The organism is Blautia sp. MCC269, from assembly GCF_018785655.1.
In the GTDB taxonomy this organism is placed as follows: Bacteria; Bacillota; Clostridia; order Lachnospirales; family Lachnospiraceae; genus Blautia_A.
In genome coordinates, this window is the sequence record NZ_WQQE01000010.1 from 101,844 (window position 1) to 113,769 (window position 11,926).

General features: G+C 45.6%; 12 protein-coding genes. 1 reads left to right on the forward strand and 11 read right to left on the reverse strand.

Translation table 11 applies throughout. The features are described from left to right. Nucleotides 1-9 precede the first annotated feature (9 nt). From GPK88_RS03930 to infC, 5 genes are all read right to left on the reverse strand, one after another. Nucleotides 10-894, reverse strand: coding sequence for a branched-chain amino acid ABC transporter permease (locus GPK88_RS03930; protein WP_118063755.1), 885 nt, complete (start codon nucleotides 892-894; stop codon nucleotides 10-12). 96 nt (nucleotides 895-990) lie between these two features. After that, complete coding sequence (locus GPK88_RS03935; protein ID WP_173762437.1) at nucleotides 991-2,148, reverse strand: ABC transporter substrate-binding protein; 1,158 nt, start codon at nucleotides 2,146-2,148, stop codon at nucleotides 991-993. Nucleotides 2,149-2,385: 237 nt separating this feature from the next. Beyond that, nucleotides 2,386-2,742: a 50S ribosomal protein L20 gene (gene rplT / locus GPK88_RS03940; RefSeq protein ID WP_015526090.1), complete on the reverse strand. Its 357-nt coding sequence runs from the start codon at nucleotides 2,740-2,742 to the stop codon at nucleotides 2,386-2,388. A 33-nt stretch (nucleotides 2,743-2,775) separates the two neighbouring features. Further along, nucleotides 2,776-2,973, reverse strand: a complete 198-nt coding sequence (gene rpmI / locus GPK88_RS03945) for a 50S ribosomal protein L35 (RefSeq protein ID WP_019162770.1) — start codon at nucleotides 2,971-2,973, stop codon at nucleotides 2,776-2,778. A gap of 83 nt (nucleotides 2,974-3,056) precedes the next feature. Then, nucleotides 3,057-3,551 (reverse strand): translation initiation factor IF-3, encoded by a 495-nt coding sequence (gene infC, locus GPK88_RS03950; protein ID WP_021977873.1) that lies wholly within the window; start codon nucleotides 3,549-3,551, stop codon nucleotides 3,057-3,059. A gap of 444 nt (nucleotides 3,552-3,995) precedes the next feature. Here infC and GPK88_RS03955 point away from each other — a divergent pair, with 444 nt between their 5' ends. Next, a complete protein-coding gene (locus tag GPK88_RS03955) occupies nucleotides 3,996-4,319 on the forward strand; it encodes a DUF1540 domain-containing protein (RefSeq protein ID WP_148448548.1) in 324 nt (107 codons plus the stop codon). Nucleotides 4,320-4,394: 75 nt separating this feature from the next. Here the strand turns inward: GPK88_RS03955 and ftsZ are convergent, their stop codons facing one another. The 6 genes from ftsZ to mraY all read right to left on the reverse strand — a co-directional run bounded on the left by ftsZ (nucleotide 4,395) and on the right by mraY (nucleotide 11,879). Continuing rightward, nucleotides 4,395-5,546 carry a cell division protein FtsZ gene (ftsZ, locus tag GPK88_RS03960; protein ID WP_215707551.1) on the reverse strand — a complete coding sequence of 384 codons (1,152 nt, stop codon included), beginning with the start codon at nucleotides 5,544-5,546 and terminating at the stop codon, nucleotides 4,395-4,397. 250 nt (nucleotides 5,547-5,796) lie between these two features. Next, a complete protein-coding gene (locus GPK88_RS03965) occupies nucleotides 5,797-7,092 on the reverse strand; it encodes a cell division protein FtsQ/DivIB (RefSeq protein WP_215707545.1) in 1,296 nt (431 codons plus the stop codon). Beyond that, nucleotides 7,089-8,369, reverse strand: coding sequence for a UDP-N-acetylglucosamine 1-carboxyvinyltransferase (gene murA / locus GPK88_RS03970; protein WP_330626551.1), 1,281 nt, complete (start codon nucleotides 8,367-8,369; stop codon nucleotides 7,089-7,091). Before murA ends, GPK88_RS03965 begins: the two co-directional genes overlap by 4 nt. Nucleotides 8,370-8,396: 27 nt before the next feature. Then, nucleotides 8,397-9,497: an FtsW/RodA/SpoVE family cell cycle protein gene (locus tag GPK88_RS03975; protein WP_148448546.1), complete on the reverse strand. Its 1,101-nt coding sequence runs from the start codon at nucleotides 9,495-9,497 to the stop codon at nucleotides 8,397-8,399. A gap of 55 nt (nucleotides 9,498-9,552) precedes the next feature. Next, on the reverse strand, nucleotides 9,553-10,908 hold the full coding sequence (gene murD, locus GPK88_RS03980; RefSeq protein WP_148448544.1) for a UDP-N-acetylmuramoyl-L-alanine--D-glutamate ligase: 1,356 nt from the start codon (nucleotides 10,906-10,908) through the stop codon (nucleotides 9,553-9,555). A gap of 14 nt (nucleotides 10,909-10,922) precedes the next feature. Further along, the gene (mraY, locus tag GPK88_RS03985; protein ID WP_021977880.1) at nucleotides 10,923-11,879 is read right to left on the reverse strand and encodes a phospho-N-acetylmuramoyl-pentapeptide-transferase; all 957 of its coding nucleotides are present in this window, start codon (nucleotides 11,877-11,879) and stop codon (nucleotides 10,923-10,925) included. Between the last annotated feature and the right edge of the window lie 47 nt (nucleotides 11,880-11,926).

Below are 11,926 nucleotides of genomic sequence, written 5' to 3' on the forward strand. Positions count from 1 at the left end.
TCGGCCACCTTACACTTTCTCCTGGATGTTCTTGCCAAACAATCCGGTCGGTTTTACAAGAAGCACGACGATCAGGACTGCAAATACGATCGCATCTGCAACCTGGGAAGAAATATAAGCTTTTCCGAAAATCTCGATGATTCCCAGAAGGATACCACCTACCATGGCTCCCGGAATAGAACCGATTCCACCGAATACGGCAGCTACGAAAGCTTTGATACCAGGCATGGCTCCTGTGTACGGAGTCAGTGTCGGATAAGTCTGGCAGAGCAGAAGACCTGCGATGGCTGCAAGTCCGGAACCGATGGCAAATGTGAGGGAAATTGTCGCATTGACGTTAACTCCCATCAGCTGTGCCGCATCTCTGTCTTCGGAAACCGCCTGCATGGCACGGCCAGGTTTGGTCTTTTTTACAAAGAGGGAAAGTCCTACCATGATAATGATACATGCAAGGATGGTTACGATGGTGATTCCCTTGATGGTAAGCTCGCCGTCGAACAGTGTGATGGACGGAACTTTGACAACAGCTACGAAACTCTTGGCATCTGCGCCAAAGATCAGAAGTGCCAGGTTCTGAAGCAGATAACTGACACCGATAGCCGTGATCAGAACGGCCAGGTTGGAGGAAGCTTTTCTAAGTGGACTGTAAGCTACCTTCTCAATGACAACACCAAGCAGTGTACAGATCACAACGGAAAGGATCACAGCAAGGATCGGTGACATACCGCCTCTTGTGATACAGGTAAGGATGATATAGGCTCCTACCATGATAACATCTCCGTGTGCGAAGTTCAGCATCTTAGCAATACCATAAACCATGGTATATCCAAGTGCGATGATCGCATAGATACTGCCAAGACTGATGCCGTCTTTTAAATAAGATATAAAACTCATAACGCACCTCTTTTAATTGTTTATTGATAAGGGAAAAAGGGGACGGTTCCCACTAAAGGTGACCGTCCCCTGACCCCTAACGTTAACAGAAATTACTTATTTCATCTCTACATAAGCACCGTCTTTGATCTCGAATGCTTTCGGCTCTTTATCACACTCGCCATCCTCGGTCCATTTTGCTTTTCCGGTAAGTCCGTCAAGCTCGATGTTTGCCATGGATGCGCTCATTGCTGCACTGATGTCTGCATTTTCCATATCTGGTGTGATCTTTGCATCGTCAGCTGCAAGCTGCATTGCGTAAAGTACATCATATGTATCTGCCGCAAACTGGTTCGGGATCTCACCGTTGTGAGCATCGCCGTATGCTTTTACGAAGTTCTGGCTCTTCTCATCTGTAGCTGTTGCGGAGAATGGTGTCAGAAGCATAACACCCTCTGCAAGGGATTTATCGAAGTTCTCTACATTAAGGATACCATCCATACCGTCTACACCGAAGAATTTAATATCCATTCCTGCCTCAGATGCCTGCTGAAGGATCAACGCATTGTCGGAATAGTAGTTCGGAAGGAAAAGAAGCTCAGCGCCGCTCTTCTTGATCTTTGCAAGCTGTACAGAGTAGTCTGTGTTGCTGTCTGTTGTGTAAGCCTCATCTGCAACTACTTCAAGTCCGTCATCAGCAGCTGCTGCAACGAATGCGTCATGTACACCGGAGTTGTAGTCAGCAGCGGAATCATAAAGTACTGCTACTTTCGTTGCAAGTTTGTGCTCGGAAATGTACTGAGCAGATTTGGTTCCCTGTGCCGGGTCTGTGAAGCACATACGGAACTCGTTTGTTCCTGCTGTGATACAGTCAAGTGCTGTTGCGGATGGTGTGAAGAGGAATGTATCCTCAGCTGCCTCAGCTCCTACTGCGATACAGGAACCGGATGTTACAGTTCCACAGAGCATCTGCATTCCTTTATCGATCAGGTCATTGTATGCGTTAACAGCCTTCTCCGGATCTCCCTGGTCATCACCTGCGTCAAGGATTTCAACTTTATATCCGTTGAATCCGCCGTTCTCGTTGATCTCATCAGCTGCGATCTTGGCTGCGTTGTATACGTTGGTACCGTACTGTGCGTAATCACCTGTCATCGGTCCGATCACACCGATCTTAAATGTCTCATCTGCTGCAAAAACTGATGTAGGCATCATCATAGCTGCTGTCATAGCTGCTGCTGATGCAACGCCGATTACTTTCTTCCAATTCTTCATAATAATCTCTCCTCCTGCGCTTTGTCGCGTTACTAATGTTTAATGGTAAAATTATAGCATCGCATATTTTTTATTTCAAGGACAAATTTTGTTATCTGCTGTTTTTCGTCTGATTGCACAACGCGGACACTTGTCCGCTGTACAGCTTGTGTTGTTTTTCGGCAAATTGTCTGAATTTTTTCGCACAAAAAAATCCAGGGAAAACTCCCTGGACTTCTTCGTCTCTTAATACTTTACTTATGCGATTGCTTTCTTAGCGATCTCAGCAAGTGCTGTGAAGCCTGCTGCATCGTTAACTGCCATCTCTGCAAGCATCTTTCTGTTGATGTCGATGTTTGCAACTTTAAGGCCGTGCATCATTTTGCTGTAGGAAAGTCCGTTCATTCTTGCAGCTGCATTGATACGTGCGATCCAGAGCTGTCTGAACTGACGTTTCTTCTGTTTTCTTCCTGCATAGGAGCTTGTAAGTGCTCTCATTACAGACTGTTTTGCTACTCTATACTGTTTGGAACGGGCTCCTCTGTAGCCTTTTGCCAGTTTTAATGTACGGTTATGTCTTTTCTTTGCGTTTAATCCGCCTTTAATTCTTGCCATTTCTTAATTCTCCTCCTGCTCGTCTTCTCTATCTTATAAATATGGTAATGCTTTCTTCATGCTCTTTACGTTAGTAGAATCAACAACAGTAGATTTTCTCAGATTTCTCTTTCTCTTCTGAGATTTCTTTGTAAGGATATGGCTCTTGTAGGCTTTATTTCTTACTAATTTTCCTGTACCTGTTTTTTTAAAGCGCTTTGCTGCTGCTCTGCAAGTTTTAATTTTTGGCATTATGAATTCCTCCTTGATTTGGTACTTCTAAATTTTATATAACATCCCGTTCTGCCCGGCTGTTGCCGTGAAGACTGAGATATCTACCGTTTCTCAGTCAGAAACATGGTCATGCTTCTGCCTTCTACCTTCGGAGCCTTCTCTACAGTCGCTATATCGGACAGAAGATCTGCGAAGTCGTCAAGCACATGTTTGCTGCTGGACATATGTGCCATCTCTCTTCCGCGGAAACGAAGTGTAACCTTAACTCTGTCGCCCTTGCTAAGGAACTTTCTTGCTGCATTTACCTTCGTCTTTAAATCATTCGTATCAATGTTCGGGGAAAGACGCACTTCTTTGACATCGATGGTTTTCTGCTTTTTTCTGGCCTCTTTTTCTTTTCTTGCAAGTTCGTAACGGTATTTACCGTAATCAATGATCTTACATACTGGCGGCTTCGCCTGTGGGGCAATCTTTACAAGGTCAAGTCCTGCCTCCTGTGCTTTCGCCATCGCTTCTCTGGCGGACACGATTCCAAGCTGAGCTCCGTCCGGACCAATTAAGCGTACCTCTCTGTCTCTGATCTGTTCGTTAATCATTAAACCGCTAATTGTTGTACACCTCCATGAACATGATAGAATTAATTTTTTCTTTCTCAATACTGTGCCGGGATTTCTTCCTGCACAAAAAAAGCGCAGACAGATGTCCACACTTCAAAATTACACCTGCGGACTGATAGTCTCTCCGTTCGCAGTACTGTGCAATATTGACCTGAGTCGCTTATCTTCAGCGCTGAGGTGAGAGTGAACTCTGCTTTCTTTTCGCTACGTACTTTAAGAGAATACCATGGTATCTTCTGTTTGTCAACTGTTTTTTTATATTATTATGTATTTATTTGTGCGTATGAGTTTTTCTTTTTCCGGGCATACTATCCAACATCGGAATCCGATAAGACAGACTGTAACATGGACCATTGATCAGATGTTCAAAGTCCGACAGCTGACGGTTTCCGGTAAAATCATATTTATCAGGAGGACACTTTTATGACAATCCTTAAATGTTCCGCACACAACTGCTACTATAACAAAGATTCTCTCTGTTCCAAAGGTGCCATTAATGTGGAAGGCGCAGATGCACGTTATGCAGATGATACCGCCTGTGAAAGTTTCCGCGATCAGAAAGAAGGTTCTGCAACAAATGCTGCTGATTCCGGTTGTGGATGTGAAACCATTAACATCGACTGCAAAGCACACAACTGTACCTACAATGAGCACTGCAAATGTACCGCAGCTTCCATCAATGTATCCGGTGATAATGCACATCGCTGCTGTGATACAAAATGTGATACTTTCAGCTGTAAATGCTGATATTCTGAACTGAAAGCAAAAAAATCCGGCAGGGTTCCAGATGGATCCTCTGCCGGATTTTATTATGTTCATTTATTATCTGTTCTTAAGAAAATCTGGAATCTGGATGTCCTTTTTCTGAACAGTGCTTGTCGGAGTCTTTGTTCCAAACTGTGTGGAATTCATAGTCGGCAGGCTGAAGCTTGGCATGTTAAGGTTCATGCTGCTTGTCTGTGGCTGACTTGCCTTTTTGGTGTTTCCGAATACAGAATTGGAAGCTCTGTTTCCAAATGGTGTATTCTGAAGGTTATTGTCTGTAAGACCTGTAGCAATAACTGTAATTCTCGCATAATCTGCAACAGAATCATCATACATAGCACCAAAGATGATGTTTGCATCCTCACCTGTAAGCTCCTGTACATAGCTTGCAGCATCGTTGGCATCCATAAGAGAAATATCTCCGGAAATGTTGATGATCACATGAGTAGCGCCCTTGATGGTTGTCTCAAGAAGCGGAGAAGATACCGCCTGCTGTACAGCCTCCATAGCCTTGTCATCACCTCTTGCCTCACCGATACCGATATGAGCGATTCCCTTGTCTGTCATGACTGTCTGCACATCTGCAAAGTCAAGGTTGATCAGAGCCGGCAGATTGATCAGGTCTGTAATACCCTGTACTGCCTGCTGAAGAACCTCATCAGCCTTACGCAGTGCTTCCGGCATGGTTGTTCTTCTGTCAACGATTTCAAGTAATTTGTCATTTGGGATGACAATCAATGTGTCAACTGCTTTCTTCAGATTCTCGATTCCCGCAAGTGCATTGTTCATACGGGTCTTTGCTTCAAAACGGAAAGGCTTGGTAACAACACCGACAGTCAGGATACCCATCTCTTTTGCCGCACCGGCGATCACAGGAGCAGCTCCGGTTCCGGTTCCGCCTCCCATACCACAGGTAACGAAAACCATGTCCGCTCCCTCGATGATCTTCTTAACTTCCTCAATGCTCTCCTCAGCTGCCTTCTGTCCAACCTCCGGCTGTGCACCGGCGCCGAGACCTTTCGTAATTTTCTCACCAATCTGAAGTACAGTCGGAGCTTTACACAGTGTCAGAGCCTGTTTATCGGTATTAACACCTACAAACTCAACTCCGCCAATGGCCTCTTCCACCATTCTGTTTACCGCATTATTACCTGCGCCGCCTACTCCAATTACAATAATTTTCGCAGAAGACTCAGCCTCATTCGTCATTATCTCTAACAATGTACTTCCTCCTTTATTTCTACCTGATATCCGATTCAGTGTAATAATCTATTCCAAGCTACATATACACATAGTTATATCATATATTTTTTTCGGTAATTAATCAACCATTAATTTTGTTTTTTTATACTTTTTTCACTAAATTTCGGCACTGTTTCTATTAACCGAAACATTTGCAAAACAATCTCTGGCAAAATGACCAAATACTGGTATTATATTAAGAAAGTTTTTTTTATCTCTACTCGTAATTGGCTTCATCGCTATAATCACTGTACTGATTTTCGTCATAATTATCCGACTCATTACTGTAATCACCGCTGTAATCTGCCCCTGCATCAGCTTCTTCATCGGTGCCGTCTGAGCTGTTATCAGAAGTATCCTCTCCATTTCCGGTACCTTCCGAATCCGTACTCCGAGTATCTGTACTGCCAGAATCTGTTCCGTCTCCGGCGCTTTCTTCCGAAGCAAGATAATCCTCCAGTGTACCTACATAGTTACCGTCACGGTCATACTCACTGACTCCGTCATAACCTCCGTCTTCCCGGTATCCGCCCTTCCAGTTTCCATTAACCGCCATACTTTCTTCTGTCGGTGCCTCTCCCACATAATTCATGTTGGCGTCGTATTCACCGCTTCCTGTATAGTCACCTTCTTCATCATATCCGCCTACCCAGTTTGCCTGTGCATACTCCAGATCTGTCTGCGGTTTCGGCCCTACATAATTACCATTTTCGTCGTATTCGCCCTCGCCTGTATAATTTCCTTCCTCATCATAACCGCCTGTCCAGGTTTCTTCGGAATTCTGATTCTCATCCTGTTCCTGCTCCAGTGTTATGGTCTTGGAATTATCATTTACATTTTCCGCGTGGAGAATTCCTTTTTTTCCGGAAATCAGTGGAAGAATGGCAAGTACCCTGGTCATTTTATCTTCCAGATACTCGTCCTTGCCAAGCTTGACGGTAATATCTCCATAAACCAGGCTGATCTGTCCGTCATCTCCGAATTCAATATGATCCGGAACCTTGTCATTTTTTGAAAAAATAGTAGACAGAGCCACCGCTGTGTTCATCACAGTCTCATCCTTAATAGGAAGCTTCTCATTGAGAATTACTTTTTTTACTTTAATTCCGTCAAAAAAAGGAATCTTCTCATTGCGTTCTGTGGAACCTTCCACAAAAACTCCATTTCTGTCAAAGTAAATGTAACTGTCCAGATAAGGAATACAGCCGACAATATCCTTCTCCTTCACACTGACACAAATGGTGTGACGGTTAAGTCTGGTCACTGTATAACCATCCACAAAAGGAACATCTTTTGTATTCTGTTTGGTGTAAAGAAGGGGTGCCAGAACAGAATTGGATGCCAGCGGCCCCCGAAGGACCATCTTCTTGATCTGTTTCTCAGAATAATGGCTGCTTCCCATCACCTGTACTTCATCAACCTGATAATAAGTAAAAAAGAAAATAACGCCTGCCAGCAGCAGAACCAGAATCATTCCGGCTGCTGCCAGCGAATTTTTTTTGGATTTTTTCATAAAGTTCCTCTGTCCTTTATCAGCAGACCGCCAAGCGCAGTCAAATCTTCACAGATATGTTCATAACCTCTTTCAATAAAGGAGCAGCCTCTGATCCTGGTAACACCTTCTGCCGCAAGTGCCGTGATTACAAGTGCTGCACCTCCGCGGAGTTCCTCTGCTTCCACAGTGCATCCCTTAAGCGGATAACCACCGTGTATCACAGCAATTCCATCCCGGATCTCAATCTTCGCTCCCATATAACAGAGCCATGACGCCAGTTTATATCTATCCTCAAAAATCTTCTCGCGGATCCTGCTCACTCCCGGGATCGTGGCCAGCACAGCCATCGCCGGGGACTGCAGATCTGTAGGAAATCCTGGGTAAACATCTGTCTCCAGAAGTTCAAGGGGAAAACCTGCATTTTTTCCGTTGACTATTAGTTTACCACCTACCTGGTGGCATTGTCCACCCATTTTCCGATATACTTCCAGGATTGCATCCATTTCATCAAGCGGCGGATTTTCCAGAATAATCTCTCCTCTGGTCGCTGCCGCTGCCATAAGATAAGTTCCGGCAACGATGCGGTCCGGGGGAATCGTCATATTTCCGGGGTGCAGTTTCTTTACGCCTTCAATACAGATCCTTCCATTTTTCAGGATTTCAATCCTTGCGCCCATCCCGGTCAGATACTGGCACAGCCAGTTAATTTCCGGTTCGCGGGCACATCCCGAAAGAACGGTTTTTCCTTCTGCCAAGACAGCTGCCAGAATTCCCTGTTCCGTAGCTCCCACACTGCTTTTGGGAAAAATTATTTCCGCTCCTTTCAGTTTTCCACAGGCTGCCTGAATTTCACTTCCGTTTTCCACGATTCTGGCACCAAGTTTCTGTAAAACCTGTATATGAAGATCCACCGGGCGTTTGCCAATGACACATCCGCCCGGATAACCGGTCTGTGCTTTCCCGTTCCGTCCAAGCATTGCCCCCATCAGAATCACGGAAGAACGCATTTTTCCGGAAAAATGTTCCGGTATCACGGTACCGTCCGCATGGCTGCAGTCCAGATAAAGGTCATGACCCTCCCACCAGGTTCTCGCCCCCAGCTCCCGGAGGATTTTTTCCATCAGAAATACATCTGTGATCTTCGGACATTCCCGCAACACACTGGTCCCGGAGCTTAAAAGGGCCGCTGCCATAACCGGAAGTGCTATATTTTTTGACCCCTGGATTCGCACAGTCCCATGCAGCGGCCTGCCTCCGGTTACGACGATCTCATCGATCTCATTCAAGTCTTCCACTCCTAAAAGGGCCTCTTACTTTTTATTCTATGTGATTCTTCCCTGTCTGTGACTGCTGACACTTAACGCCAGCCCCATTTCCCCCAGAAGAAAAACAACGGAAGTTCCGCCATAACTTACAAAAGGCAGCGTAATCCCGGTATTGGGGATCGTGTTCGTCACAACCGCAACATTCAAAACTACCTGGATCGCCATATGTGCCATGATCCCGGCACAAAGAAGTGTCCCCTGAATATCCCGGCAGTTCAGTGCCAGAACACAAAGCCTCCAGATCAGAAGCCCAAACAGAAACAATACCAGAAACGCTCCCAGGATCCCGGTCTCCTCACACACAATGGAAAAAATCATATCATTCTGGGCTTCCGGCACAAATCCCAGCTTCTGAAGGCTGTTTCCGAAACCTTTGCCAAAAATCCCTCCGCTTCCTATGGCATACAGACCCTGTATGGTCTGAAAGCCTTTTTCATATTTTTCCGGATCCCGCCAGATTGCCAGACGCTCCAGACGGTAACTCTCCGCAGCAAGAAAAACTGCAATAAATCCGATTCCCGCACTCCCCAGAGCCAGAAACTGCAGGTATCTGGGATTGGCCACAAAGATCAGCAGCACACCAATCCCGAGAATGATCACCGCTGTACTTAAGTTGTTGGAACCTACCAGACCAACTACCGGAAGCAACGTCATCATGGTCCTGCACATAAACCAGAATCCGGTTGTCTTGCTTTTTGTCCGGCTGATCTGCCACACAAGAAAAAGGATTACCGCAACCTTGGAAAATTCCGAGGGCTGAAATGATAGCGGCCCGAGATTCAGCCACCGCTTCGATCCGTTAATTTCCTGTCCGAAAAGCAGCACTGCCGTTGAGAGAAAAAGTGAAAGAATATATGCTCCCGGTGCCAGCTTCACAGGAATGCGATAATCCACCCTTGATGCCAGATACATAACAAGCAGCCCCAGTGCCGTGGCAAAGAGCTGCTTCTTAAAATAATAGGCAGAGTCGTGAAAACGCACTCTGCCATTATATTCGCTTGCCGAAAAAAGCGCCCCCAGGCCAAACATGACAAGGATCAGAACCAGAACCCAGAGAACGGTATCAGTCTTTCCGGTCTGTTTCTGTTCTGCCTTCATGCTGTGGCCTCCACAGTGGTCTTTATTTCAGCTTATGTATGTATTTTTCGGATTATTACAGTGCTTTCACATATTCCTTGAACATGTCGCCGCGTTGCTCATAGTTGTCAAACTGTCCCCAGCTTGCACATGCCGGTGAAAGAAGAACCGCATCTCCAGGATTTGCTTTTTCCGCGCAGACCTGAACAGCTTCTTTCAGATCCTCACAGAGAATGATGTCTGTAAATCCAAGACGTTCTGCTGCTGCTTTGATCTTTTCTTTCGTCTGGCCGATGAGAACAAGATAACGGACTTTTCCGTCGAAGGATTCTATCCACTCATCGTAGCTGGATTCCTTGTCATAGCCGCCGCCGATGAGAAGAGTCGGACGGTTCATAGCCTGAATTCCCTTGATGGCTGCATCCGGGTTGGTTCCCTTGGAATCGTTGTAATAGGCAACGCCGTTCTTCTCTGTCACATACTCGATTCTGTGAGGAACTGCCACAAACTCGCAAACACTCTTGTGGATGCTCTCCACAGAAACTCCCGCATAATATGCCATGGCTGCTGCAGCCATTACATTCTCGTGATTATGACGGCCAAGGATCTTAAGTTCTCCTGTCTTTACGATCGGGATCTCTTCTTTTTCTGTTTTCAGAATGATCTGATCTCCGTCCAGATAGATACCCTGATCCAGTTTACGAAGGCTTGAAAAATATACCACCTTCGGAACGATGTTCTCACCGAATTTACGGAGGACTTCATCCTCATAATTCAGGACACATACATCTTCTGGTCCCTGATTCTTGGTAATCAGCTCTTTTACACGGATGTATTCTTCCATGGTATGATGACGGTTTAGATGATCTTCTGTAATGTTGAGGATCGCACTGACCTTCGGGCGGAACTGCTCGATAGTCTCCAGCTGGAAGCTGCTGATCTCCGCAACGGTTACAGAATCCTCACGCATCTCTAGTGATTTTGATGTATATGCAGTTCCGATATTTCCTACAACAAATACAGATTCACGGGCATCTCCCATAATCTTTCCAAGGAGAGCTGTTGTTGTTGTCTTGCCGTTGGTTCCTGTAATTGCAAGAACCTCACCTTTTCCTGTACGGTAGGCAAGTTCTACCTCACTCCATACCGGAAGGCCTTTTTCGTAGAAGCTCTTTACCAGTGGAAGATCTGTTGGTACTCCCGGGCTTAACACTACGAGATCAAGACTTTCCATCTCTCCTTCCGGAAAAGCACCGGCCCAGATCTCCGGGGTGTATGTTCCGTTTGTTTTATGTAAAACCGCTTCTTTATCAAGGTTTTCATTTCCGTCATAGATTATCGGCTGTGCTCCTACACTTCCAAGCAGGTCAGCGGCACCAATGCCACTTTTTCCAGCTCCGAAAACGAGAACTTTTTTTCCTTTTAAATCCATTTTTCTGTTCCTCCTTATAATGCCAGGAGAGCGATCAGGCACATAATGGCAGTTACAACAGAGAACACTGCAACGACCCGTGTCTCGGACCACCCGCAAAGCTCAAAATGATGGTGGATAGGCGCCATCTTGAAAATTCTTTTTCCGTGTGTTGCCTTGAAATAGGATACCTGGATCATAACGGACAGTACCTCAATAAGATAGATCAGTCCCACCAGGATGATAAACAGCGGCATCTGCATGGCATAAGCCACACCAGCCACAAAACCGCCCAGTGCCAGAGAACCGGTATCTCCCATAAATACCTTGGCCGGATATACATTAAACAGAAGGAAGCCCATAAGGCTGCCCACAACTGCACAGGTGATCGGCTCCACGCCGCTGTTCATTCCAAGGGAAACAACGGTAAAGAATACTGCAACGATCAGGGTAACACTGGATGCCAGTCCGTCAAGTCCGTCGGTAAAGTTTACTCCGTTTACTGTACCAATAACTGCAAAAAACAGTACCGGAACCGCAAACCATCCCAGATTCAGATAATGTCCACTCCAGAACGGGATCTTCATAGTCAGGGATACGTTGGAATAATTTACAAGATAAAAAGCAAATACAGCTGTCACAACAATCTGCAGTGCCATTTTCTGCCATGGCAGAAGTCCGTCTGAACGTTTCAGGACTACTTTCAGATAATCATCCAGAAATCCGATCAGTCCAAATCCTAGGGTCAGGAAAAGTACCGGGATGATCATCGGATAATCTCTGATATAAAACAGTGATGTTACAGTTGTCGCAATGAGAAAGATCACTCCGCCCATGGTGGGGGTACCGTTCTTTTTCAGGTGGGACTGCACGCCCAGCTCTCTCTCTGTCTGTCCCATTTTAAGTCTTCTTAAAAAAGGGATAACAATCGGTCCTAATACAAGGCTGATCGCAAATGAAATCAGCACAGGGATCACAACATGAAACTCCATCCTCACACCTCTAATTCTTTCGTTTTTTTATACTTCTTCAACAGTAT

Excerpts from the sequence above, each read along its gene's own strand:
- GPK88_RS03930 (WP_118063755.1), bottom strand. The coding sequence starts at position 894 with ATGAGTTTTATATCTTATTTAAAAGACGGCATCAGTCTTGGCAGTATC.
- GPK88_RS03935 (WP_173762437.1), bottom strand. The coding sequence starts at position 2,148 with ATGAAGAATTGGAAGAAAGTAATCGGCGTTGCATCAGCAGCAGCTATG.
- rplT (WP_015526090.1), bottom strand. The coding sequence starts at position 2,742 with ATGGCAAGAATTAAAGGCGGATTAAACGCAAAGAAAAGACATAACCGT.
- rpmI (WP_019162770.1), bottom strand. The coding sequence starts at position 2,973 with ATGCCAAAAATTAAAACTTGCAGAGCAGCAGCAAAGCGCTTTAAAAAA.
- infC (WP_021977873.1), bottom strand. The coding sequence starts at position 3,551 with ATGATTAACGAACAGATCAGAGACAGAGAGGTACGCTTAATTGGTCCG.
- GPK88_RS03955 (WP_148448548.1), top strand. The coding sequence starts at position 3,996 with ATGACAATCCTTAAATGTTCCGCACACAACTGCTACTATAACAAAGAT.
- ftsZ (WP_215707551.1), bottom strand. The coding sequence starts at position 5,546 with ATGACGAATGAGGCTGAGTCTTCTGCGAAAATTATTGTAATTGGAGTA.
- GPK88_RS03965 (WP_215707545.1), bottom strand. The coding sequence starts at position 7,092 with ATGAAAAAATCCAAAAAAAATTCGCTGGCAGCAGCCGGAATGATTCTG.
- GPK88_RS03975 (WP_148448546.1), bottom strand. The coding sequence starts at position 9,497 with ATGAAGGCAGAACAGAAACAGACCGGAAAGACTGATACCGTTCTCTGG.
- murD (WP_148448544.1), bottom strand. The coding sequence starts at position 10,908 with ATGGATTTAAAAGGAAAAAAAGTTCTCGTTTTCGGAGCTGGAAAAAGT.
- mraY (WP_021977880.1), bottom strand. The coding sequence starts at position 11,879 with ATGGAGTTTCATGTTGTGATCCCTGTGCTGATTTCATTTGCGATCAGC.